24 protein-coding genes are annotated in these 22,696 nt (G+C 67.9%); 15 read left to right on the top strand and 9 right to left on the bottom strand.

Translation table 11 applies throughout. The annotated features are described in order from the left end of the window. Positions 1–183 precede the first annotated feature (183 nt). A complete protein-coding gene (locus tag BM150_RS02805) occupies positions 184–978 on the top strand; it encodes an FkbM family methyltransferase (protein ID WP_245755220.1) in 795 nt (264 codons plus the stop codon). A 139-nt stretch (positions 979–1,117) separates the two neighbouring features. Here BM150_RS02805 and BM150_RS02800 read toward each other — a convergent pair whose 3' ends face one another. The 7 genes from BM150_RS02800 to BM150_RS25000 all read right to left on the bottom strand — a co-directional run bounded on the left by BM150_RS02800 (position 1,118) and on the right by BM150_RS25000 (position 7,280). Beyond that, positions 1,118–1,876, bottom strand: a complete 759-nt coding sequence (locus BM150_RS02800) for a sirohydrochlorin chelatase (RefSeq protein WP_092923467.1) — start codon at positions 1,874–1,876, stop codon at positions 1,118–1,120. 36 nt (positions 1,877–1,912) lie between these two features. Further along, positions 1,913–3,268, bottom strand: coding sequence for a sulfate adenylyltransferase subunit 1 (locus BM150_RS02795; protein WP_092923464.1), 1,356 nt, complete (start codon positions 3,266–3,268; stop codon positions 1,913–1,915). After that, positions 3,268–4,212 carry a sulfate adenylyltransferase subunit CysD gene (gene cysD / locus BM150_RS02790; RefSeq protein WP_175496684.1) on the bottom strand — a complete coding sequence of 315 codons (945 nt, stop codon included), beginning with the start codon at positions 4,210–4,212 and terminating at the stop codon, positions 3,268–3,270. Before cysD ends, BM150_RS02795 begins: the two co-directional genes overlap by 1 nt. A 115-nt stretch (positions 4,213–4,327) precedes the next feature. Further along, positions 4,328–5,053, bottom strand: coding sequence for a phosphoadenylyl-sulfate reductase (locus BM150_RS02785; RefSeq protein ID WP_092923458.1), 726 nt, complete (start codon positions 5,051–5,053; stop codon positions 4,328–4,330). Next, positions 5,050–5,241, bottom strand: a complete 192-nt coding sequence (locus BM150_RS02780; RefSeq protein WP_092630667.1) for an eL43 family ribosomal protein — start codon at positions 5,239–5,241, stop codon at positions 5,050–5,052. The genes BM150_RS02785 and BM150_RS02780 overlap by 4 nt, the downstream gene beginning before the upstream one ends. After that, entirely contained in the window at positions 5,238–6,950 is a 1,713-nt protein-coding gene (locus BM150_RS02775; protein WP_092923455.1) for a nitrite/sulfite reductase, read from the bottom strand. Before BM150_RS02775 ends, BM150_RS02780 begins: the two co-directional genes overlap by 4 nt. Positions 6,951–7,184: 234 nt before the next feature. Beyond that, a complete protein-coding gene (locus BM150_RS25000; RefSeq protein WP_342752520.1) occupies positions 7,185–7,280 on the bottom strand; it encodes a putative leader peptide in 96 nt (31 codons plus the stop codon). Positions 7,281–7,659: 379 nt separating this feature from the next. Here BM150_RS25000 and hemW point away from each other — a divergent pair, with 379 nt between their 5' ends. The 9 genes from hemW to BM150_RS02730 all read left to right on the top strand — a co-directional run bounded on the left by hemW (position 7,660) and on the right by BM150_RS02730 (position 16,277). Beyond that, complete coding sequence (gene hemW, locus BM150_RS02770) at positions 7,660–8,898, top strand: radical SAM family heme chaperone HemW (protein ID WP_092923452.1); 1,239 nt, start codon at positions 7,660–7,662, stop codon at positions 8,896–8,898. 302 nt (positions 8,899–9,200) lie between these two features. Next, positions 9,201–10,226: a heat-inducible transcriptional repressor HrcA gene (gene hrcA / locus BM150_RS02765; RefSeq protein ID WP_165400776.1), complete on the top strand. Its 1,026-nt coding sequence runs from the start codon at positions 9,201–9,203 to the stop codon at positions 10,224–10,226. Between the two features lie 91 nt (positions 10,227–10,317). Beyond that, on the top strand, positions 10,318–11,496 hold the full coding sequence (gene dnaJ / locus BM150_RS02760) for a molecular chaperone DnaJ (RefSeq protein WP_092923449.1): 1,179 nt from the start codon (positions 10,318–10,320) through the stop codon (positions 11,494–11,496). Positions 11,497–11,616: 120 nt separating this feature from the next. Next, complete coding sequence (locus BM150_RS02755) at positions 11,617–12,357, top strand: 16S rRNA (uracil(1498)-N(3))-methyltransferase (RefSeq protein WP_092923446.1); 741 nt, start codon at positions 11,617–11,619, stop codon at positions 12,355–12,357. 59 nt (positions 12,358–12,416) lie between these two features. Then, on the top strand, positions 12,417–12,767 hold the full coding sequence (locus BM150_RS02750) for a histidine triad nucleotide-binding protein (protein ID WP_092923443.1): 351 nt from the start codon (positions 12,417–12,419) through the stop codon (positions 12,765–12,767). 163 nt (positions 12,768–12,930) lie between these two features. Beyond that, positions 12,931–14,010 carry a PhoH family protein gene (locus BM150_RS02745; protein WP_092923439.1) on the top strand — a complete coding sequence of 360 codons (1,080 nt, stop codon included), beginning with the start codon at positions 12,931–12,933 and terminating at the stop codon, positions 14,008–14,010. Further along, positions 14,007–14,573, top strand: a complete 567-nt coding sequence (gene ybeY / locus BM150_RS02740; RefSeq protein WP_092923436.1) for an rRNA maturation RNase YbeY — start codon at positions 14,007–14,009, stop codon at positions 14,571–14,573. Before BM150_RS02745 ends, ybeY begins: the two co-directional genes overlap by 4 nt. Positions 14,574–14,602: 29 nt before the next feature. Then, positions 14,603–15,919, top strand: coding sequence for a CNNM domain-containing protein (locus tag BM150_RS02735; RefSeq protein WP_175496683.1), 1,317 nt, complete (start codon positions 14,603–14,605; stop codon positions 15,917–15,919). Further along, positions 15,912–16,277, top strand: a complete 366-nt coding sequence (locus BM150_RS02730; RefSeq protein ID WP_092923430.1) for a cytidine deaminase — start codon at positions 15,912–15,914, stop codon at positions 16,275–16,277. The genes BM150_RS02735 and BM150_RS02730 overlap by 8 nt, the downstream gene beginning before the upstream one ends. Positions 16,278–16,305: 28 nt before the next feature. On the opposite strand, the gene BM150_RS02725 is transcribed toward BM150_RS02730, so the two are convergent. Beyond that, a complete protein-coding gene (locus BM150_RS02725) occupies positions 16,306–16,806 on the bottom strand; it encodes a MarR family winged helix-turn-helix transcriptional regulator (protein ID WP_092923428.1) in 501 nt (166 codons plus the stop codon). 54 nt (positions 16,807–16,860) lie between these two features. On the opposite strand from BM150_RS02725, the gene BM150_RS02720 reads away from it, so the two are divergent. Together BM150_RS02720 and era are read left to right on the top strand one after the other, a co-directional pair. Then, entirely contained in the window at positions 16,861–18,636 is a 1,776-nt protein-coding gene (locus tag BM150_RS02720) for a chloride channel protein (RefSeq protein ID WP_092923425.1), read from the top strand. Positions 18,637–18,753: 117 nt separating this feature from the next. Next, the gene (era, locus tag BM150_RS02715) at positions 18,754–19,662 is read left to right on the top strand and encodes a GTPase Era (RefSeq protein ID WP_092923422.1); all 909 of its coding nucleotides are present in this window, start codon (positions 18,754–18,756) and stop codon (positions 19,660–19,662) included. Positions 19,663–19,820: 158 nt separating this feature from the next. Here the strand turns inward: era and BM150_RS02710 are convergent, their stop codons facing one another. Then, on the bottom strand, positions 19,821–20,318 hold the full coding sequence (locus BM150_RS02710; protein WP_092923419.1) for a DUF4190 domain-containing protein: 498 nt from the start codon (positions 20,316–20,318) through the stop codon (positions 19,821–19,823). A 356-nt stretch (positions 20,319–20,674) separates the two neighbouring features. On the opposite strand from BM150_RS02710, the gene BM150_RS02705 reads away from it, so the two are divergent. Genes BM150_RS02705 through BM150_RS02695 form a run of 3 tightly spaced genes read left to right on the top strand, consistent with a single transcriptional unit; the run spans position 20,675 to position 22,643 of the window. Further along, positions 20,675–21,088 (top strand): DUF2752 domain-containing protein, encoded by a 414-nt coding sequence (locus BM150_RS02705; RefSeq protein ID WP_245755218.1) that lies wholly within the window; start codon positions 20,675–20,677, stop codon positions 21,086–21,088. 26 nt (positions 21,089–21,114) lie between these two features. Next, positions 21,115–22,038 carry a DNA repair protein RecO gene (recO, locus tag BM150_RS02700; protein WP_092924330.1) on the top strand — a complete coding sequence of 308 codons (924 nt, stop codon included), beginning with the start codon at positions 21,115–21,117 and terminating at the stop codon, positions 22,036–22,038. Next, positions 22,035–22,643, top strand: coding sequence for a GNAT family N-acetyltransferase (locus BM150_RS02695; protein ID WP_245755217.1), 609 nt, complete (start codon positions 22,035–22,037; stop codon positions 22,641–22,643). Before recO ends, BM150_RS02695 begins: the two co-directional genes overlap by 4 nt. The last annotated feature ends 53 nt before the right edge of the window (positions 22,644–22,696 follow it).

The following is a 22,696-nucleotide window of genomic DNA, read 5'->3' as shown; positions in this document are numbered from 1 at the left end:
GACGGGTCCGAGGGCCGATACGGACCGCTTGTCCGTATCGGCCCTGTTACTGCGCCACGCGCCTCGCGGTGCGATTCGGCGCATCGATTATCCTACGTTGGGTAATCGATCGGACGCTGAAAGTGAAAAAGTGACGTGCCGGGTCGGCGACGGTGACCGAATACCTACCGAAAGCGAGTTTCCGTGTCGGGGCAGTTCGAGCGAGCCGAGGGGAAACGTGTTGTCGAGGGGGACGCGGCTTCGGGACGGCGTCGATCGCGGCTGGCCGCTCTGCTGCGGACGGCTTCGGCCGGATCGTTGTTCGAGCCCGAGACGAGAGGTCTGCCGAGTGTGGTCGGTACCGGTGACGTGTGCTTCGACATCGGTGCGGCCTACGGCATGTACAGCTTCTCACTGGCAGAGCTGGTCGGCGAGCACGGGATGGTGCATTCCTTCGAACCGCAGCGTAAGCCACATCGGATACTCACCGGGTTGCAGCGGCTCGTTCAGCTGCCCCAGCTGCGGACCACTCGTGCCGCGATCGGGAGTCGCTCGGAGCCCCGCGGGCTCGTGGTCCCCCGCCGCTTCGGTTTCCCGGTGCACGGCCACGCCCATATCGACGATCGAGGACCCGCACCCGGTGAGCACGATGAGGTGCGGCGGGTGCGAACCCATACCGTCGACGTGCTCTCGGTGGATCAGGTGCGGCGCTCACGCGGCCTCGACCGCGTGGATTTCCTCAAGATCGACGTGGAGGGGTACGAACCGTTCGTGCTGGAAGGCGCCGAACGGACGCTCGCGGACTGCGAGCCGAATCTGCTGCTGGAAATCGAACAACGCCACCTGGCCAGATACGGGTTCGAACCGGACAAAATCACTCGTTGGCTCCGCGAGATGGGATACGGCATGTACGTCTGGCACGCCGAACGGTGGGTGCCCGTCGACAGGGTGACCACTCACAAGCGGAACTACCTCTTCACCACGAGACGGGGAGTCTGACCACCCGCGACACCGCCGTCAGTTTCTCGTACCGCCGTCAGTTTCTCGGGAAATCGTCGCCCCGGTGGGCACTGTGTGGCGCCGGGCGTCAATTTCTCGCGAAATCGCCGGGCCGTCGGGCGAACGCTGCCGTGCGCTCTCAAGTGGCGTGTGCCAGCGACCCGGGCCTGGCGGCCAGCGCCGCCTCGTACCGCTCGATCACCAGCTCGGCCAGTTCCGGTGCCGCTCCCATCGTGTCCGCCAGCAGCGGGTGCTCGGCGTGTTCGGCGGCCCGTTCGAGTACCCGGTCGGGCAGTCTGCCGGGAGCCAGGAACCACGAGCCGACGGCGAACCGCCGTGCTCCCCGCGCACGCAGCAGTTCCAGCGCGGCGGGTACGTCGGGCTCGGCAGCGGCGGCGAACGCCGCCACGGTACCGGCCCAACGGCTGTGCCGCTGCCAGATTCCGGCCACCTCGGAGACCAGCCCGTTGGCGGAAGCGTGCGCCGATCCCGCACCGGCCAGTACGACACCGAGTTCCGGATCATCCGGATCGGCACCGCTCTCGGTCAGCCGCCGCCACGCGGCCTGCCGCAACCTGGGGTCCGGTCCGAGCACTTCGGCCGTGCACAGCCGCAGCAGCGGATTGCGGCGTTCGGCCTCCCGCGCCGCGTTCGGGATGTCCACACTCGCGTGGTAGGCGTGGCCGAGCAACAGCGGAACGATGACGGCCCGCCTGTTGCCGTCGGCGTGCACGGCGTCGAGCACGTCGCCGAGCCGTGGCGCGGACAGTTCCAGGAACGCGGTTCGTACGTCGAGTTCGGGGCGGACGGAGCGGACCACGTCCAGCAGCCCCTGGATCGTGGCTGCCGAACGTGGGTCCCGACTGCCGTGCGCCACCGCGACCAGCGGTGCGCTCATCCGGGAACTCCGGTCGTCATCGAGTCGCTGGGGTCGTCATCGAGTCACCGCCGAGGCCAGCGGGGCCAGCGGAACACCGATCAGGCCCGCCGCGAGCGTGGAACCGTCGGAGGGATCGAGCACGATGAACGAACCGGTGCGCCTGCTGTCCGCGTAGTCGTCGATCGGCAACGACTCCGAGGTGCGGAACCGGATCTTGCCGATCTCGTTGAGCTCCAGCTTGTCCGGGGCGTCCACGCTCGACAGTTCCTGCTCGTCGAAGCGGGTGGACAGTTCGGTGGCCATGGCCTGCACGGTTCGGGCGCCGTGCTTGATCAGCACCTTCGCGTTCGGCGCGAGGGGCTTCTCGGCGAGCCAGCAGACCGTGGCGTCGAACTCGTCGGTCACCCGGGGCTGTTCCGCCGCCGAGACGATGACGTCGCCGCGTGCGATGTCCAGGTCGTCCTCCAGCAGCACGGTGATCGAACGTCCGGCCGCCGCGCTCTGCGCCCGACCGTCCGGGGTGTCCACCATGGAGACCCTGCTGCGTGCTCCGCTCGGAAGCACCACCACCTCGTCGCCCTCGTTGACCACTCCCGCGGCGACCTGCCCCGCGTAACCGCGGTAGTCCGGGTGGTCGGCGGTACGCGGCCGGATCACGTACTGCACCGGCAACCGGAACGGAACGTCGTGCGGGTCCGGAGCGACCGGAACCGTTTCCAGGTGCTCCAGCAGGGCGGGGCCCTCGTACCAGGGCGTGCGCTCGGAACGTTCCACGACGTTGTCACCGTGCAGCGCCGACACCGGGACCGTGACCACGTCCTCGTCGGAGTACCCCAGGGCCCTGGCGTGCCGCGCGAAGTCCTGGGCTATGGCGGTGTGCACCGACTCGTCGAAGTCGACCATGTCGATCTTGTTGATCGCCAGCACCAGTCGCGGTACGCCGAGCAGCGCCAGCACCGCGGCGTGCCTCCTGGTCTGCTCCACCACACCCTTGCGGGCGTCGACCAGCAGCACCGCGAGCTGCGCGGTGGAGGCACCGGTGACGGTGTTCCTGGTGTACTGCACGTGACCGGGGGTGTCGGCCAACACGAAAGTGCGCTTGCCGGTCGCGAAGTAGCGGTAGGCGACGTCGATGGTGATGCCCTGCTCGCGCTCCGCGCGCAGCCCGTCGACCAGCAACGACAGGTCCGGAGTGCTAAGTCCGCGGTCGGCGCTGGCACGGTGTACCGCGTCGAGCTGGTCGGCCAGCACCGACTTGGTGTCGTGCAGCAGCCGTCCCACCAGCGTGCTCTTGCCGTCGTCCACCGAGCCCGCCGTGGCCAGCCGCAGCAGATCGGTGTGCACCGGAAGTGCCACTTCGGTTCCGCTGTCGGGGGCGAACCGGGTGAGGGTTTCGGTCTCGTTGCTCATCAGAAGTAGCCCTCCCGCTTGCGGTCCTCCATGGCTGCCTCGGACATCCTGTCGTCGGCTCGGGTCGCCCCTCGCTCCGTGAGGTGACTGGCGGCGACCTCGGCGATCACGTCGTCCACCGTGTACGCCTCGGACTCCACCGCGCCGGTGCACGAGCCGTCCCCGATGGTGCGGTAGCGAACCGTCTTCTCGTGGACTTCCTCGTCCTCGCGTGGCCCGCCCCACGGGCCGGAGGTCAGCCACATGCCGTCCCGATGGAAGACTTCCCTGCGGTGGGCGTAGTAGAGGTTGGAGAGCTCGATCTTCTCGCGCTGGATGTAGCGCCACACGTCCAGTTCGGTCCAGTTGGACAGCGGGAACACCCGCATGTGCTCGCCGGCCCGGTGCTTGCCGTTGTAGAGGTTCCACAGCTCGGGGCGCTGCCTGCGCGGATCCCACTGGCCGAAGGCGTCGCGCAGGCTGAAGACGCGCTCCTTGGCGCGGGCACGCTCCTCGTCACGCCTGCCGCCGCCGAACACGGCGTCGAAGCGGTTCTGCTCGATCGCCTCCAGCAGCGGCTGCGTCTGCAGCGGATTGCGGGTACCGTCCGGCCGTTCGCTGAGCCTGCCGTCGTCGATCCAGTCCTGGACCCTGGCCACGACCAGTCGCAGGTCGTGGCGGCTGACCAGCTCGTCGCGGAACCGCAGCACTTCTTCGAAGTTGTGCCCGGTGTCCACGTGCAGCAGCGGGAACGGCACGGGTGCGGGCCGGAACGCCTTCAGTGCCAGGTGCAGCAGCACCGTGGAATCCTTGCCTCCGGAGAACAGGATCACCGGGCGATCGAACTCCCCAGCGACCTCCCGGAAGATGTGGATCGCCTCGGATTCCAGCGCATCGAGGTTGTCCACTTGTGGTGGTGCCTCGGATGTCGCCGGATCTTCCGGTAGGTCGAGATTTTGATCCATGATCGCTTCCGTCGTCATCAGCGTGCCCTTACACAGTTACCAGTTCATCCCATCGGGTGATGCACTGGTGCCGGTCGTGCCGGCATTTTCCCCCGGAGTTCCCGAGTCCGCGGGCTTAGGCGTGCAATCCGCACTCCGTCTTCGTGCTACCGGCCCAGCGGCCACTGCGCCGGTCCGCGCCCGGCGCGGGCTTGGCGGTGCACGGCTGACACCCGATCGAGGGAAAGCCGGCGGGGACCAGGGGGTTCACCAGCACATTGTGCTCGGCGATGTAATTGTCCATGTCCTCGTCGGTCCACGCCGCGAGCGGATTCACCTTCACGAGGTTGTTGCGTTCGTCCCAGGTCACGAGGGGAGTGTCGGCCCTGCTCGGCGAATCCACGCGTCGCAGACCGGTGATCCAGGCCTCGTAGCGGGCCAGCGTGTTGCGCAGCGGAAGAACCTTGCGCAGGTGGCAGCACCGGCCGGGGTCCCGTTCGTAGAGCCTCGCCCCCTCGGTGGCGTCCTGCTGTTCGACCGTCTGTTCGGGCATCGCGTTGATGATGTTGACGTCGTAGGTCTGCGCGACCGCGTCACGAGTGCCGAGCGTCTCGGCGAAGTGGTAACCGGTCTCCAGGAACAGCACGTCCACGCCCGGCTGGACCTTCGAGACCAGGTCTATCAACGAGGCGTCCTCCATGTTGGAGGCCATGATCAGGTTCTCGCCGAACGTGCGTGCGGCCCAGTCGAGTACCTCCGATGTGCTCGACCCGGCGAGTCGCTCGGAGGCGTCCTCCGCCAGAGCGCGGAGTTCGTCGTCACCACGTCGAAAGCCGATTCGGGAGGTGCTGTCAGTGGTCATGGTTCTTCGTCCTCCTCGGTCAACGCCAACCCGGCCAGTCGCACCGTGAACACGCGACGGCACGCCTGACATTTCCACGCGCCCACGGGTTCAGCCTCCGGTGTGAGTTCCTCGTCACCGCAGTACGGGCAGTAGAACGGAACGGCCCTGCCCTCGGGACCCGGTTCTGCCGAACGCCCCCCACTCACGTTAGCGCCTCGTCACCGACGCGTTTCGTCCACTCGGCGAAGGTCTCGTCCTCGCCGCGCTGCTCGACGTAACGACGCACCAGGCGTTCCACGTAGTCACCCACCTCGGCGGAAGTCACCTTGTGCCCCCGGATCTTGCGTCCGAAGCCCGCGTCCCTGCCGAGACCGCCCCCCAGGTGCACCTGGAAGCCCTCGACCTGGTTGCCCTGTTCGTCCTGCACCAGCTGGCCCTTGAGGCCGATGTCGGCGACCTGGGTGCGGGCGCATGCGTTCGGGCAGCCGTTCAGGTTGACCGTGACGGGTTTGTCGATGTCGCCCTGCACGTCCTCGAGCCTGCGCTCCAGATCCTCGACCAGCTCCATGGCACGGTTCTTCGTCTCGACGATCGCCAGCTTACAGAACTCGATTCCCGTGCACGCCATGACGCTGCGTCGCCAGGACGAGGGCCGTGCCCGCAGGTCGAGCCGGTCCATGTCGCCGACGAGGCTTTCCACCTCGGAGCCGGGGACGTCGAGCACCAGCAGGTTCTGCTCCACGGTGGTGCGGATCCGGCGCGATCCCGCGCGTTCGGCGGCCTTGGCGACCTCGATCAGCTTGGAGCCGTCGACCCTTCCCGCCACGGAGGTCACGCCGACGTAGTAGTTGCCGTCGACCTGCTCGTGCACCCCCACGTGATCACGGGGGCCGTCCGGCAACGGCGGTTCCGGGCCGTCGGTGAGCGCGCGGCCGAGGTACTCGTTCTCCAGCACCTCGCGGAACTTCTCGGCGCCCCAGTCCGACACCAGGAACTTCATCCTCGCCCGGTTGCGCAGCCTGCGGTAACCGTAGTCGCGGAAGATCTGCACAACGGCGTTCCAGACCTCCGCGACCTCCTCCACCGGAACCCAGGCTCCCAGGCGTACCGCGAGCTTGGGGTTGGTGGACAGGCCACCGCCGACCCACAGGTCGAAGCCGGGGCCGTGCTCGGGGTGCTCGACCCCGATCAGCGAGATGTCGTTCGTCTCGTGAACCACGTCCTGGCGCGGGGAACCCGAGATGGCTGTCTTGAACTTGCGCGGCAGGTTCGAAAGTGATTCGTCACCGATGTAGCGTTCGGTGATCTCCCTGATCGCCGGGGTGGCGTCGACGATCTCATCGGCGGCGATGCCCGCGACCGGGGAGCCGAGCACGACGCGGGGGCAGTCACCACAGGCCTCGGTGGTGTACAGCCCGACGGACTCCAGCTTTTGCCAGATGGCGGGCATGTCCTCCACCCGGATCCAGTGCAGCTGGACGTTCTGCCGGTCGGTGATGTCGGCGGTGTCGCGGGCGTAGGTCTGCGAGATCTCACCGATCACCCGCAGCTGCTCGGTGGTCAGCGCGCCGCCGTCGATCCTGATGCGCAGCATGAAGTACGAGTCGTCCAGCTGCTCCGGCTCGATGGTTCCCGTCCGCGCGCCCGGGATGCCGGGAGCGCGTTGCGTGTAGAGGCCCCACCAGCGGAACCGACCGCGCAGGTCGGAGGGGTCGATGGAGTCGAAACCACGCTGCGCGTAGATGTTCTCGATGCGCCCGCGGACGTTGAGTGGGTTGTCGTCCTTCTTGGACTGCTCGTTGCCGTTCAGCGGTTCGCGGTAACCGAGCGCCCACTGGCCCTCCGCGCGGCCCTTGCCCTTACGTGCGGGTGCGCGGCGTTGTGTGGGGCTCGGTGCTTCCGTCGGGGGGACCATTCGTCCGACCTCCGCGATGACATGGCGTGACTACGCCGCGAGAGTTTTACGGGAAAAGAACGCTCACGATCCGGTTGCCGACACATCGGATCGGATGCGGACACGAAACGCGACAGGAAATACCGGGAGTTTCCGATCGGACCGACGCGGGCGACCACTCGGCACCGTGCTTCCGGAAGCGGAAACCGCGGCGGATTCGCCGAGCGAGCACCCGTCAGGTGCGAACGGGAAACCTCAACAGTCCGTGCTCCGGCACAGCGCGCTGGAGACCCGCCGTAGATCCAGGTAACGCCGGGCGACCAGCAGCAGCTCGGTGGGGGTCGCGTCCATGGTCGTCAGCGTGCCACGCACGTATCGGGTGGTCCAGGATCATCCGCATGCTGGGACAGCGCGTCACCCGTCCGTTGGCGACTCCCGTGGGCGAACACACCCGCACACAGCGGGTGCCCGGCGTGGTACCGGCGGCCCGCCGCGGGATCCGTTCCCCTCCGGTGGGAGCAACCTCACACTCGCGGAGCACTGTAGTCGATCGCCGTCGCGTGGTCACCGCGGGTCGGCGGAATCGGTGGTCGGCGTGGACCCTCCGTGCGCCCCGGCGACCCCCGGCGGGTTCCGCCACGGAAACGGCTCCGAGAACCGGGTAGACGAAGTCCCGGCGGGATGAGGCCGAGTCCGCGCTCCTGTCGGCCCTCGAACGCCCGCTGGGAGAATGTGTGTCGTGAGCACGCATCCACCGACCGGCCAACAACCACCGCAACAGGGCACGCTGCCCGCCACCGCGCTGCGCGGCGTGGGACAGCGGCCGTTCGGGATATACGTGCACGTGCCGTTCTGCGCCACCAGGTGCGGTTACTGCGACTTCAACACCTACACCGCCGACGAGCTCGCCGGCGGCGGCAGTTTCCGCGGCTGGCTCGACGCTCTCAAGGCCGAACTGGAGCTAGGGGCTCGGGTGCTGGGGGAGGGCGACCGTGCGGTTCCCCGCGCCGAGACCGTCTTCGTCGGCGGCGGAACCCCCTCACTGCTGGGTGGCGAGGGGCTGGGCGAGGTGCTCGACGCGGTACGTGCCTCCTTCGGGCTCGCCCCGAACGCCGAGGTCACCACCGAGGCCAATCCGGAGTCCACCTCCCCGGAGCTGTTCACCGCCCTGCTCGGGGCGGGCTACACCAGGGTTTCGCTGGGGATGCAGTCCGCGGCAGAGCACGTACTGCGGGTGCTGGACCGCAAGCACACGCCGGGCCGCGCCGTCGCCGCCGCGGGTGAGGCGATGGCGGCGGGGTTCGAACACGTCAGTCTCGACCTCATCTACGGCACCCCCGGCGAGAGCACCGACGACCTTCGGGGGTCGCTGGAAGCGGTGCTGGAAGCCGGGGTGGACCACGTCTCGGCCTACTCCCTGATCGTCGAGGACGGCACCGCCATGGCTCGGCGGGTCCGCCGTGGCGAGCTGCCGATGCCTGACGAGGACGTGTTGGCCGCCGATTACGAGCTCGTCGACGGGATTCTCTCCAAGGCCGGATTCGACTGGTACGAGGTCTCCAACTGGGCCACCGGCGAAGCGGCACGCTGCGCGCACAACATCGGTTACTGGCGTGGTGGTGACTGGTGGGGTGCGGGACCCGGCGCGCACAGTCACGTCGGTGGCGTGCGGTGGTGGAACCTCAAGTACCCGAGCCGTTACGCGGCCGCCCTGGGAGAGGGGACCTCGCCTGCCGCGGGGCGAGAGGTGCTCGACGCGGAGGACCGGCGGGTCGAACGCGTCATGCTGGAACTGCGGCTGCGGGAGGGACTCACCACGGAGGTGCTCGACGACGCCGGGGTCGCCGAGGCTCGGCGCGCCGTGACCGACGGCCTGCTGCGGGACGACGAGTTGCGTGCGGGACGCTGCGTGCTCACCGATCGCGGCAGACTGCTGGCCGACGGGGTGGTCCGTCGACTCGTCGGGTGATACCCACACCTGTCCCCGCGTCCCGGAGGTGCGGCTTCCGGCGGTTCATCGGGAACGGAGATTCGTCGGGGCCTCCCGACCGGGCCGGCCACGTCGGGCGCTTACGGTGCGGGCCCGGGCCCGCACACCGGTGAGAGCGGGTTTCGCGGTGCTCACGACCGCCGCCTGCCCGCCACCGTCCTCGTGGCCCTCGGCTCAGCGGTCGAAACACCGTAAACTCGGACGGTGGACCGCAGGCACGGGACGCGTGTCTGCCGAGTCGGACGTGTCCATCCCGGGGCGCGCCGAACGAGGAGGTGACGCTGGTGAATGCGGACGAGCGCCGGTTCGAGGTGCTGCGCGCGATCGTTGCCGACTACGTGTCCACCAACGAGCCGGTCGGTTCCAAGACGCTCGTCGAGCAGCACAATCTCGGTGTGTCCAGTGCCACGGTACGCAACGACATGGCCGTTCTCGAGGAGGAAGGGCTCATCGCGCAGCCGCACACCAGTGCGGGACGGATTCCCACCGACCACGGGTACCGGACCTTCGTCGACCGGCTGCACGAGATCAAACCGCTCACCTCACCGGAACGCCGTGCCATCCACGCCTTCCTGGAGGGCGCGCTGGATCTCGACGACGTGATGCGGCGGAGCGTCCGGCTGCTGGCCCAGCTCACACAGCAGGTGGCCGTGGTGCAGTACCCCACGCTGACCCAGTCCACCGTACGTCACGTCGAGGTGGTGACCATCACCTCGGCACGGCTCATGCTGGTGCTGATCACCGACACCGGGCGGGTCGATCAGCGTATGGTCGACCTGGGCGACGTCATCGGCGAGGAGGACGTCTCGCGGCTGCGAACCGTGCTCAACTCGGCGATGGCGGGCAAGCGGCTCGCCGAGGCATCCGCTTCGGTGGCCGAACTCCCGGAGCAGTCTCCCCCGGAACTGCGGGAGACCATGTCCCGGGTGTGCGGGGTGCTCATCGAGACGTTGGTGGAACACCCCGACGAGCGCATGGTGCTCGGGGGAACCCCCAATCTCACCCGCAACGTCGCCGATTTCCCCGGCTCGTTGCGCCAGGTGCTCGAAGCGCTCGAGGAGCAGGTGGTCGTACTGCGGCTGCTGGCGGCGGCACGGGACTCGGACGGTGTGACGGTTCGTATCGGGATGGAGAACGAGGCCGAGGAGATGCAGACGACCTCGGTCGTTTCCACCGGTTACGGTTCGCATGGGACGGTACTGGGGGGGATGGGCGTGGTCGGCCCCACTCGGATGGATTATCCGGGAACGATGGCAGCGGTTCGTGCCGTTGCGTCCTACGTGGGAGAGATCCTGGCGGGGCGGTGACGTCCGCGTCGGCACGTGTGGCGCGCCACGACCGGCCCTTCGGAACTCTTCGGCATGTACCCGCTAGACGAGCAGAGGAAGAGCGCACAAGGTGGCCAAGGACTACTACGGGATCCTCGGGGTATCGAAGGACGCGACCCAGGATCAGATCAAGCGGGCTTACCGCAAGCTTGCGCGGGAACTCCATCCCGACGTCAACCAGGAGGACGGCGCGCAGGAGCGCTTCCGAGAGGTAAGCACTGCTTACGAAGTTCTTTCGGATCCCCAGAAGCGCCAGATGGTCGACCTGGGCGGGGACCCGATGGACAGCGGGGGAGGTGCCGCGGGCGGTCGCGCCGGTGGCGACCCCTTCGCCGGATTCGGCGGCCTCGGCGACATCATGGACGCGTTCTTCGGTGGCGGATCCGGCGGCGCCGGCGGACGTGGACCGCGCAGCCGGATGCAGCAGGGATCCGACGCCCTGCTGCGGCTGGAGCTGACGCTGGAGGAGTGCGCCCAGGGAGTCAACCGCGATGTCACCGTCGACACGGCTGTCGTCTGTGACAACTGTGAGGGAGGCGGCTCCAGTGCGGGGAGCGCTCCCTCCACCTGTGACACCTGTGAGGGCCGCGGCGAGATCCAGTCGGTGCAGCGCTCCTTCCTCGGGCAGGTCATGACCTCGCGTCCCTGCCCCGTCTGCCGCGGCTTCGGCGAGGTGATCACGGATCCCTGCCAGCAGTGCGGCGGTGACGGGCGGGTTCGCTCCCGGCGCACCATCACGGTGAAGATCCCGGCCGGTGTCGGTGACGGGATGCGTGTCCGGCTCGCCGGTGAGGGCGAGGTCGGTCCCGGCGGCGGTCCCGCCGGCGACCTGTTCGTCGAGGTCGAGGAACTGCAACACGAGCGGTTCGTCCGCGACGGTGCCGATCTGCACTGCCACGTTCAGGTGCCCATGACCGCGGCGGCGCTGGGCACGGTGGTCAACATCCCAACCCTCGAGGACGAGGAGGAGCTGACGGTCGAGCCCGGCACGCAGCCGGGTACCGAGTACGTGCTCGACGGCCGCGGGCTGCCCAAGCTGCGTTCCAACGGACGGGTGAGCGGCCACGGCGACCTGCACGTTCACCTGGATGTACGGGTGCCGACGAAACTGGACGAGGACCAGGCCGACCTGCTGCGGCAGTTGGCCACCGTGCGTGAGGAGGAGCAGCCGGAACCCACCGTCAGCGCCGGTGGCAACGGGCATCGCAACGGCATCTTCTCCCGCTTCCGCGGCTTCGGTCACCGCTGATTCCGCCCGCACCGCTGATTCCGCCCGGCCCCGTTCTCGCGGGGTCGGAACGGGACACGGTTCCCGCGCGGCTCGGCGGTCCACCGTGTCTCGGCTCGTCTCCCGGAAGGGGTTAGCGAGATGTCATCCACCCTCCCGGTCTTCTCGGTCGAGGAGCTGCCCACGGGCGAGCTCGCCCGGCTGGACGGACCCGAGGGCAAGCACGCCGCCACAGTGCGCCGGATGCGTTCCGGCGCCCGGCTGTTGCTGTCGGACGGGCGGGGCGGTGTGGCCGAGTGCCTGGTGACCGACGTCGCAAGGGACGCCCTGGACCTGGAGGTGGTGCGGCGGGACAGGGTCCCCGCCGCCGAACCCCGGGTTCGACTGGTCCAGGCGCTGGTCAAGGGTGACCGCGGTGAACTCGCCGTCGAACTGGCCACGGAGGCGGGGGTCGATCTCGTCACTCCCTGGCGGGCCGAGCGTTGCGTGGCGCGCTGGGAGGACGGTCCTCGTGGCGCCAAGGCACTGGCGCGGTGGCGCAATTCCGCGCTGCAGGCCGCCAAACAGGCACGCAGGGCCTGGACCCCCACGGTGACCGAGCCCTGCTCCACATCGGAGGTCGCGGATACGCTGCGTGGCAGCGAGGCCGCTTTCGTGCTGCACGAGTCCGCAGAGCTCGGACTGGCCGACGTCGAGCTGCCCACCGCCGGTGAGATCGCCGTGGTCGTCGGCCCGGAGGGCGGCATCACCGATCAGGAGCTGTCGACACTGCGTGCGGCGGGTGTCCGGCCGGTCCGGCTGGGGCACGAGGTGCTGCGAGCCTCCACCGCGGGTGCCGTGGCGCTCGGAGCGCTGGGCGCGCTCACGCCCCGCTGGCGGTGATCGGGGATCGGGCGGAGCACCCGGTCACGGCGTGATCGGCGGTGGATAGTCTCGCGGGTATGACCGATAGCGAACCCTCCCTGTTCGAACGGATGATCGCGGGCGAGATCCCCGCCGATTTCGTGCACACCGACGAGCGCACGATCGCGATCCGCGACATCAGTCCGCAGGCACCGGTCCACGTGCTGGTGGTCCCCCGCGAGCGGTACCGCAACGCCGCCGAGCTGGCCGCGGCGGATCCGGAGCTGTTGTCCGAACTCGTCCGGGTGGCGGGGCGGATCGCCGAGAGCGAGGGGATCGCGGAATCGGGGTACCGCCTGCTGTTCAACACCAACTCCGACGCCGGGCAGACCATCTTCCACGTGCATCTGCACCTGCTCGGCGGGCGCCAGTTGGGGCCGTTGGCCTGACCGGCCGACCTGACCAGCCCGGCAGCGTGGCACGCGGGTGTGCTCGGCGCGTCCCGGGGAACGAGCATCGGCGCTAATCCAGTTGTTCGTTGCTCTACCATTGACAGTGACAGGATCCAGTACCGAAATCGCGCTCCAGCGCAGGAAGCAGGCCGGTAACAGCGTGGCCGGAACCGCAGCGGACGGGGCGGCGGCTCGTTCGGGAAACGAGTCGTCCCAGCCCCAGAAGGCACAGTCCACCCGAACAGTGCCCGACACGGCGGTGCTCGCCCTGCTCGGCTCGAAGGACGAGAACCTTCGGACCGCGGAGGACGCACTCGACGCCGATGTCCACGTACGGGGCAACGAGGTGAGCATCTCCGGGGAGCCCACCGAGGTCGCGTTCGCCGAGCGGGTGTTCGACGAACTCATCGAGTTGGTTTCCAAGGGCAACCAGCTCACACCCGACATCGTGCGTCGCAGCGTGACGATGCTTTCCACCAGTAACGGGGACTCGCCCAGTGACGTGCTGACCATGGACGTGCTGTCCCGTCGCGGGCGCAGTATCCGTCCGAAGACCGCCAACCAGAAGCGCTACGTCGACGCCATCGACGAGAACACGGTCGTCTTCGGCATCGGACCGGCCGGAACGGGCAAGACCTATCTGGCGATGGCCAAGGCCGTGCAGGCCCTGCAGGCCAAGGAGGTCAACCGCATCATCCTCATCCGGCCCGCCGTGGAGGCCGGGGAGCGGTTGGGGTATCTGCCGGGAAGTCTCTACGAGAAGATCGATCCCTATCTGCGGCCGCTCTACGACGCGCTGTACGACATGATCGACCCCGAATCGGTCCCCAGGCTGACCCAGGCCGGAACCATCGAGGTCGCCCCGCTGGCCTACATGCGCGGGCGTACCCTCAACGACGCCTTCATCATCCTCGACGAGGCGCAGAACACTACGCCGGAACAGATGAAGATGTTTCTGACCAGGCTGGGCTTCGGCTCCAAGATCGTGGTTACCGGTGACGTGACGCAGATCGACCTGCCCGGTGGTCAGCGCAGCGGGCTCAAGGTCGTCCGCGAGATCCTGGAGGGGATCGACGACATCCTGTTCTCGACCCTGGACAGCAAGGACGTGGTGCGGCATCGCCTGGTCGGTGAGATCGTCAACGCGTACGACCGTTGGCAGGAACACCAGGACGGTGAGGGCGGCAATCCTGCGCGAAGGACACGACTTTCCGAGGGGCGGGCGCACGAGCAGGCATGAGTATCGAGATAGCCAACGAGTCCGTCGTACGGGTGCCCGAGACCACCATCGTCTCCGTTGCCCGCTTCACGCTGGACCGCATGGGCGTGAGCAGGTTGGCCGAGCTGTCCATCGTGCTGGTCGAGCTCGACGTGATGGCCGACCTGCACGAACGCTGGATGGACCTGTCCGGTCCCACCGACGTGATGGCGTTTCCCATGGAGGAGTACGAGGCGCCACGCGGGCAGGACTCCACCGAGACCAGCCCGGGACTGCTCGGTGACATCGTGCTGTGTCCCGAGTTCGCCAGGGATCAGGCACGTAAGGCCGGTCACGGGATGGAGGACGAACTCTACCTGCTCACGGTGCACGGGGTGCTGCATCTGCTCGGCTACGACCACGCCGAGCCGGAGGAGGAACGCGAGATGTTCGCGTTGCAGAACCGGTTGCTCGCCGAGTTCCGCGAGGCCAAGACGGAGGCCGATCGCGCCGCGCAGCAACGCGACGCCGATTCACGAGTGCTGGGCGTGGTGGGGCTCGACGAGTCCCAGGAGGCCACGGCCGACGGCGATTCCGAACGGTAACGGACTTTCTCATCGTGTTCACCGGGATCATGGCGCTGCTGGTGTGGGCCGTGTCGTTGGTGTTGGCGGCCGGTGTGTTCGCGGCTGCCGACGCGGCCATCGGAACGGCTTCGCACGCCAGGGTCGAGGAGCTGCTGCGGCAGGGGAGGGCCGGAGCGGCACAGTTCGCCAGGGTGCTGGCCGACCGCCCCAGGCACGTCAACCTGTTGCTGCTGTTGCGGTTGACCTGCGAGCTCACCGCGACGGTGCTGGTAACCGTCATGGTGCTCGAGGTGAGCGCCACGCCGGGTTGGTCGGTGCTGTTCGCCGTGCTGATCATGTTGGTGGTTTCCTACGTGCTCGTCGGCGTGGGACCGCGAACCATAGGTCGCCAGCATCCCTACGGGGTGGGACTCGTGGTGGCGGGACCGGTAGCCGTGTTGGCCCGTCTGCTCAACCCGCTGACGCGGTTGCTGATTTTCGTGGGAAACGCCATCACCCCCGGCCGTGGTTTCCGTGAGGGGCCGTTCTCCTCGGAAGTGGAACTGCGGGAGCTCGTCGATCTGGCCGGGGAGCGCGGCGTGGTCGCCGCCGGTGAGCGCGAGATGATCCACTCGGTCTTCGAGCTCGGCGACACCACGGCACGCGAGGTGATGGTGCCGCGCACCGAGATGATCTGGATCGAGCGCGTCAAGACTCCCCGGCAAGCACTGGCGCTCGCCCTGCGTTCCGGTTTCTCCCGTATTCCCGTGATCGGTGACAGTGTCGACGACATCGTCGGGGTCGTCACGCTCAAGGAACTGGCCAGGATGACCACCGAGCGCGGTGAGTCCACCGATTCCGAGAGCGTCCGGGTCTCCGAGCTGATGCGGGAGGCCAGTTTCGTGCCGGACTCCAAGCGGCTGGACGAGTTGCTCAAGGAGATGCAGCTCTCGCGCAGTCACATGGCGATAGCCGTGGACGAGTACGGCGGCACGGCGGGACTGCTGACCATCGAGGACATCATCGAGGAGATCGTCGGTGAGATCACCGACGAGTCCGACCGGGAGGAACACCGTCCGGTCGAGTGGCTCGACGAGGAACTGGTTCGGGTCAGTTCACGATTGCCGGTGGCCGATCTCGCGAGCCTGTTCGAGGTGGAGCTCGACGATTCCGAAGTCGAGACCGTGGGAGGGCTGCTCGCGCAGCGCCTCGGCCGTGTCCCCCTCCCCGGGGCCGAGGCCGAGATATCCGGACTCCGGTTGCGTGCCGAGGGGGGCAAGGACCATCGCGGTCGTATCCGGATCAACGCGTTGCTGGTTCGCAGGGCGAGTGAGTCCAACGGGCACAACGCCGCTGATGACGAAAGGAATTCGCAGCATGGCTGAACGCACCGAGACCGTGACCGAGCAGCTCGATCCCGAGGACAGCAAGATCGTGACGTTGGCACGGTCGGCGCGGGCGCGCATCGGCGCGGCGGAGGGCGCCGCCGTGCGCGACACCGACGGCAGAACCTACACCGGTTGCACCGTGCGATTGACCGCGCTGCGGCTGACCGCGTTGCAGGTGGCGGTGGCCACCGCCGTCTCCAGCGGGGCCGAGGGGCTGGAAGCGGCGGCCGTTGTCACTGAGGCGGGTGAAGTGGACGCCGACTCGGTGGCGGCGGTTCGGGAGCTGGCGAGTACGGCCCCGGTGCTCCGGGCGGGCGGCGACGGCGAGGTCGTCGAGCTCTCGCGAGGGGCCTGACGAATCCGGCCGGAGCCGGTCGGGTGGCTCAACGCCACTCGGTCAGTCCCGCGTCGTAGGGGGAGGCACGTGGTGGTGGTTCCTCCCCCGCTTCGGTGAAGGCCTGCAACGCCCGCACCAATCCCGCGCGATCCTCGTGCGGGATTCGTTCGACGATGGCCGAGATCTCGCTACGGCGGTACTCGGTGACCCGATCCACCAGGTCGCGGCCCGCTTCGGTGAGGCTGACCGTGATCTCCCGCCGTGACTCGGGATTGCTGTTGCGCTGCGCCCACCCCGCTGTGACCAGCCTGTCCACCGTTCTGGTCGCCGTGGACGGATTCACTCCCAGCATCTCCGCGAGCGAGACCAGCTTCAGCGGGCCCCGCGACCCGAGGGCCACCAGCAGTCGGAACTGCGGCAGCGTGATCGGTCCGGCGACCGCGGCGACCGATTTCGCCGAGACTCCCACCAGTAACCGGGAAGCGGTCAGCACCGCCTCGGTGATCGCGTCCACCTCGTCACCGTTCGGCGGCATTTCGTTACGCATGTCGCCATTTTCACATTGACGTGCACAGGGCAAGACTTGCATCATGCAACGGTGATGGCGGAAGCCGTAAAACGATCGATAGCCCTGCCCGTAGCGGTACGTGGGCGGATCGGAATCTGGCTCCGCGAACGTGGCAGCGGCCTGATGGCCCTCGCACTGCTGGTCGGCCTCGGTTCGGGGCTCGGCGCCATAGCCTTTCGGTGGCTGATCACGTCCGCGACCGAGCTGTTCTCCGGACGTCCCGAATACACCGACGTGCCCGGTGCGCCACACCCCTGGTTGCCCGCACTCGGAATCTGGTTTCTGGTGCTGGTTCCCGCCGTCGCGGGACTCATCTACGGCCCACTGGTCTACTGGTTCGCTCCCGAAGCCAAGGGACACGGGGTTCCCGAGGTCATGTACGCCGTGTCGGAACGCGGCGGCCGGATAAAACCGCAGGTCAGTCTCGTTAAGGCTCTGGCCTCGGCGCTGTGCATCGGTGGTGGCGGATCCGTCGGCCGGGAAGGTCCGATCGTGCAGATCGGCTCCGCGCTCGGCTCGACCATGGGACGCGGCATGCGGCTCACCGAGCGCAGAATGCGCGTGCTGGTCGCCTGCGGCGCGGCGGGCGGTATCGCCGCCACGTTCAACGCCCCCATGGCGGGACCGTTCTTCGCGATGGAACTCATCCTGCGCGACTTCACGGTGGAGTCCTTCGGCGCCGTGGTGCTGTCCAGCGTCACCGCCAGCGTGATCGGCCGTGCCGTGATGGGCAACGAGGCGTTCCTCTCGCTGCCCGCCTTCCACCTGCGGAACCCGAGCGAATTCCTGCTGTTCGCGCTGCTCGGCGTGCTCATCGGTGCCTCCGGGGTGCTGTTCTCCAAGGTCCTCTACCGCATGGAGGACCTCTGCGACCGAATATGGCGTGGCCCGGAGTGGTTGCGTCCCGGCGTCGGCGGGTTGTTCCTCGGCCTGCTGTTGCTGGTGCTGCCGCAGATGTACGGCGTCGGCTATCCGGTGCTGGGCAACGCCATCAACGGCAACTACGCTATCTGGTTCCTGGTGGTACTGCTGCTGGGCAAGATGCTCGCCACCAGCCTCACCATCGGCATCGGCGGATCCGGGGGCGTGTTCGCACCCGCGCTGTTCATCGGCGGCATGGGCGGCACCGCGTTCGGCCTCGTCGCTCACGGACTGATCCCGGAGATCGCCGGATCGCCGGGAGCCTACGGGCTCATCGGAATGGGGGCGGCCTTCGCCGGATCGGCACGGGCACCCATAACGGCCGTGATCATCCTGTTCGAGCTGACCGGGCAGTACTCGATCATCCTGCCACTGATGCTCGCCGTCGTGGTCGCGACGTTGATCAGCAGAACGCTCAGCAGGGACACCATCTACACCACCAAGCTGAGCAGGCGCGGCATCGACCTCGACGCCAGGCAACGGCGTGGTCGGTTGCCGGACCGCACGGTCGCCGACGTGATGGATCCGTTGCCGGAAACGTTGACCACGAGGACCAAGCTCTCCGAAGCCGCGCAACGGCTGGCCCAGAGCGCTGACTCCGTGCTGCCCGTGCTGGACGACGAAGGGCGCTACAAGGGGTGTGTCACGGCTGGGGCCGTGGCCGAAGTGCTCGGGGACGGCACCGTGGACAACGGCGAGGTCGGCGACCTGCTGGAGATTCCCCCGGCGATCGCTTCCGGGACCAAGCTCGTCGACGCGCTCGACTCGCTGGTCTCCGTCGAGGTGACCGCCGCTCCCGTGCTGGAGGGGCAGGGCACCCAACCGGTCGGTTGGATCAGTCACCGAACGCTGTTGAGCTGCATGGGGACGACCACCAACAGCGGCTGACAACGGTTTTCAAGGGCGTGTTCTCGGGGCCCGTCCAGCTTGCCCCGCCGCGGTCAGCGGTGGGGCGACCGGGCTCCCCACACGTCGGTGGGATGGCGGGCACGTCAGAATAGAGCCGTGACCAGCTCAAGCGAAACACATCGATCCGGATTCGCCTGCTTCGTGGGACGTCCCAACGCCGGCAAGTCGACGTTGACCAACGCGCTCGTCGGCACGAAGGTGGCCATCACCTCCAGCAAGCCGCAGACCACGCGGCACGCGATCCGAGGGATCGTGCACCGGACCGACGCGCAGTTGGTCATCGTGGACACGCCGGGACTGCACCGCCCCCGAACCCTGCTGGGAGAACGACTCAACGACCTGGTGCACGAAACGTGGTCCGAGGTCGATGTCATCGGCTTCTGCGTGCCCGCCGACCAGAAGATCGGCCCCGGCGATCGCCACATCGCCGCGGAACTCGCCAAGGTCGCCCGTCGTACCCCGGTGATCGGTGTCGTCACCAAGACCGATGTGGTGAGCAGACCACGCGTGGCCCAACAACTGGTCGCCATGCAGGAACTCATGGACTTCACCGAGATCGTTCCGGTCTCGGCGGTGGACCGGTTCCAGATGGACGTGCTCTCCGATCTGCTGGTGCGGCAGGTTCCGGAGGGACCGCAGCTGTACCCGGACGGCGAGATCACCGACGAGCCCGAGGAGTCGTTGATCTCCGAACTCATCCGCGAGTCGGCCCTGGAAGGGGTGCGCGACGAACTGCCGCACTCACTGGCGGTGGCCATCGACGAGATGGCACCCAGGGAGGGCTACGACAACCTGGTGGACATCTACGCGTCGCTGTACGTGGAGCGTTCCAGCCAGAAGGCCATCGTGATCGGTAGGAGCGGGGAACGCCTCAAGGAGGTCGGCGAGACCGCCAGGCGGCACATCCAGGCGCTGCTTGGCAGCAAGATTTTCCTGGATCTGCAGGTGAAGGTCGCCAAGGAATGGCAGCGTGATCCCAAGCAACTTCGCAAACTGGGCTTCTAGAATCGCGGCGCGAGTTCGTTCGGCTCGCGCGATCGTGTCTTCGACCGGGTTGGGACGTTCCGGTGTGAGTCCGGTCCACAGCAGGGCGGCGGGGGGTCCCGCGAGTGTTGTCTCCAGCCGTCACGGCGCTGGTCCGCACGCGAGTGGTGCTCTTCGCGCTACGCGTTCGTCGCTATCAACGGTAGGGTGGCGATGCCGAGCAAGATCACCGGCACGATCACCAGGAGTGCCAGTCCGAGCACGCAGTAGCCGACAACCAGTCCGGCCGTGGCCATGCCGTCTCCCTCGGTCCCGTCGCGCCGGATCTGTTTCTTGGCCACGTGCCCGAACACTACTCCCAAGATCGCCGGTATGAGTCCCAGTCCCCACATGCATGTCAACAGGATGCTCGACAGCGAGAGCACCATCGAGGTGATCGCCATTCCGTTGTTCCGGGGAGGCCGCGCAGTGGGATAAACCGGTCCGCCCGGCTGGGCCGGCGGGTACTGCTGATACTGGGGATACTGCTGGTACTGGGGATACTGCTGGTACTGGGGGTACGGTTGGTCCGGCTGGTAACCGGGATAACCACCCCCGTGCGAGCCCTGGTAGGGCTGTGGAAAGCCACCGCTGTCCGACGGCGGGTTGTGCGGGTTCGGATCGTACGGATCGCTCATGCTGCTCCTTCTGGGTTGTCGGCCAGATCCAACCACGCCGGACGACCGAAGTGACGCACCGTCCCGAACCGGCTGAGCCGTGGGTACGACCTGCACGCTCGGCGTCCGCGGTGGACTCTCGTCCGTCGCGGGCAGTGCGGATTCGATGCGGCACCCCACCCTTGTGGTTCCTCGCCGTGGGAGAAATCGTGCGGTACGAGAACCGTACCGAGGCGCTCTCCCGCGAGTGCCGCGAAATCGTAGGAGGGGGAGCCCTTCGTGCCCCGCGGTCGTGGCCGCGAGCCGGACATCCGCGCGTTCGCCGGACATCGAAATCGGACAAGCGTGCTCGGCCCGTGACTCGTCGGAGGTGATTCTTGGGGACCGGATCCGCGTCCCGTCGATTCGGGCCGCTCCGTACGCTCTCGGTGGCCGTCGGGCTCGGCGTCATCGCCGCGGTGTTGCTGATCTCACCCGTAGGGCCGTCGTGCCCGTTCAGGATGCTGGGACTGGACGGCCCCATGTGCGGAGGTACTCGCATGCTCCGGGCGTTGCTGGCGGGTGATCCGTTGCTCGCCCTGGATTTCAACGCCTTCGCGCTGCTGGTGTTGTCCCCGGTGGCGCTGTCCCTGTTCGTGGCGGCGGCACGTTTCGAGCTGGGCAGAACACGGCGGATCTGGCCCGCGGGCCGTGGCGGGATGGTGTGCGCGTACCTGCTGGGAGTGGGGCTGCTGCTGTGGACGATCCTCCGCAACATTCCCGTGCCGCCCCTGACGACGCTGTCCACCTGAGTCCCCCGCGATGGGATGATGTGAACGTGAGCCTGTATCGGGATGTCGGTGTCGTGCTGCGCGTGGGCAAGCTCGGCGAGGCCGACCGGATCGTCACACTGCTGACCCGGCGGTACGGCAAGGTGCGCGCCGTGGCCAAGGGGGTGCGTCGCACCGGTTCCCGGTTCGGCGCCAGGCTGGAACCGTTCGCACACGTGGATGTCCAGCTGCACACTGGAAGAACGCTCGATGTGATCACCCAGGTGCAGACCCTGGACGCCTTCGGGATGGGGATAGTCGGCGACTACCGGCGCTACACCACGGCCTGTGCCGCGTTGGAGACCGTCGACCGCATCGTCGCGGAGGAACGAGAACCGGTGCTGCGCGTGTACCTGCTTACCGTCGGGGCGCTGCGCGCCTTCAGCGGCAGGGACCGGGATCCCTCGCTGGTGCTGGACTCCTTCGTGCTGCGGGCCATGGCGTTCGCGGGGTGGTCACCGGCGCTGGGCGAATGCGCCCGTTGCGGTCTCGCCGGGCCACACCCGGCGTTCAGCGTGGCCGCGGGAGGCACGATCTGCGCCGAGTGCAGGCCCACGGGCGCGGTTCGTCCGGCCGCTACGACGATCCGACTGCTGAATGCCCTGCTCAACGGTGAGTGGGCAGTGGCGGAGGACTCGGGGGAAGCCGTACGCGGCGAGGCCAGCGGGTTGGTCGCCGCACACCTGCAGTGGCATCTGGAGCACCGGTTGCGGTCGTTGCCCCTCGTCGAGCGGCACGCGGCGGCTGATCCGGAGGTGCGCGAGCACGAGTCGCCGAATCCCGTGCCCGAGCTCATCCGGCAACGCGCGAGCGGGGTCGAGGACCCGGTCGAGCGCGACACTCCGACCGAGGCAACCCAGTCGGCCCAGCCCGGATCGGCCCAGCCCGGATCGGCCCAGCCCGATTCCGTCACCGGATCGGGGGATTCGTGATAGTCCGCCCCTGTCGTCCCGAGGACGCCGTGGCGGTACGCCGGATCTGTGTGGCCACGGGGGACGCGGGAGAGCACTCGCGTCACATCCTGCGTGACCCGGAGCTGATGGCCCACGTTTTCGCGGGACCCTATCTCGCCCTGCAACCGCGACTGTGCTTTCTGGCCGAGATCTCGGGACAACCGCTCGGTTATGTGGTGACGGCACTGGACTCGGCCGAGTTCTACCACCGCTGGCAGCGGGAGTGGACCCCGGCGTTCGTGACCAGTCATCCGCTCACCGGTGCCGAGGAACGGTCCGACGACGCCGACGAGCACTTGCGGTTGCTGCTGCATCGACCGCTGCGAATGCTGCTGCCGGAGTCGGGGAGCTATCCTTCGCACCTGCACATCAACGTGCTTTCCGGAGCCCGTCGTAGCGGACTGGGCGCGGCGCTGCTGCGTACACTGTTCACCGCGCTGGAACAGGCCGGTTCCCCGGGGGTGCAGCTCGGTGTGCGGGCCACCAATGCCGCCGCTCACGCGTTCTACCGTGCGATGGGGATGACACGCCTGCCGTTGGACGACGGCCCCGCCATCCGGTTCGGCCGACCACTGGGCGGGTAGTGCCGTCGCGTTCGCGAGAATGGGCGACGGTTCGGGAAGGACTCGGCCCAGCG

This window comes from Actinopolyspora alba (genome assembly GCF_900112765.1).
Classification (GTDB): Bacteria; Actinomycetota; Actinomycetes; order Mycobacteriales; family Pseudonocardiaceae; genus Actinopolyspora; species Actinopolyspora alba.
This window is presented reverse-complemented; position numbering and strand designations above follow the sequence as displayed.

Bases quoted from the DNA above. Each gene is read 5' to 3' on its own strand.
- BM150_RS02800 (WP_092923467.1), bottom strand. From the start codon at position 1,876: ATGAGCGCACCGCTGGTCGCGGTGGCGCACGGCAGTCGGGACCCACGT.
- BM150_RS02795 (WP_092923464.1), bottom strand. From the start codon at position 3,268: ATGAGCAACGAGACCGAAACCCTCACCCGGTTCGCCCCCGACAGCGGA.
- cysD (WP_175496684.1), bottom strand. From the start codon at position 4,212: ATGGATCAAAATCTCGACCTACCGGAAGATCCGGCGACATCCGAGGCA.
- BM150_RS02785 (WP_092923458.1), bottom strand. From the start codon at position 5,053: ATGACCACTGACAGCACCTCCCGAATCGGCTTTCGACGTGGTGACGAC.
- BM150_RS02775 (WP_092923455.1), bottom strand. From the start codon at position 6,950: ATGGTCCCCCCGACGGAAGCACCGAGCCCCACACAACGCCGCGCACCC.
- BM150_RS25000 (WP_342752520.1), bottom strand. From the start codon at position 7,280: ATGGACGCGACCCCCACCGAGCTGCTGCTGGTCGCCCGGCGTTACCTG.
- hemW (WP_092923452.1), top strand. From the start codon at position 7,660: ATGTGTGTCGTGAGCACGCATCCACCGACCGGCCAACAACCACCGCAA.
- BM150_RS02755 (WP_092923446.1), top strand. From the start codon at position 11,617: ATGTCATCCACCCTCCCGGTCTTCTCGGTCGAGGAGCTGCCCACGGGC.
- BM150_RS02750 (WP_092923443.1), top strand. From the start codon at position 12,417: ATGACCGATAGCGAACCCTCCCTGTTCGAACGGATGATCGCGGGCGAG.
- ybeY (WP_092923436.1), top strand. From the start codon at position 14,007: ATGAGTATCGAGATAGCCAACGAGTCCGTCGTACGGGTGCCCGAGACC.
- BM150_RS02735 (WP_175496683.1), top strand. From the start codon at position 14,603: ATGGCGCTGCTGGTGTGGGCCGTGTCGTTGGTGTTGGCGGCCGGTGTG.
- BM150_RS02730 (WP_092923430.1), top strand. From the start codon at position 15,912: ATGGCTGAACGCACCGAGACCGTGACCGAGCAGCTCGATCCCGAGGAC.
- BM150_RS02725 (WP_092923428.1), bottom strand. From the start codon at position 16,806: ATGCGTAACGAAATGCCGCCGAACGGTGACGAGGTGGACGCGATCACC.
- BM150_RS02720 (WP_092923425.1), top strand. From the start codon at position 16,861: ATGGCGGAAGCCGTAAAACGATCGATAGCCCTGCCCGTAGCGGTACGT.
- BM150_RS02710 (WP_092923419.1), bottom strand. From the start codon at position 20,318: ATGAGCGATCCGTACGATCCGAACCCGCACAACCCGCCGTCGGACAGC.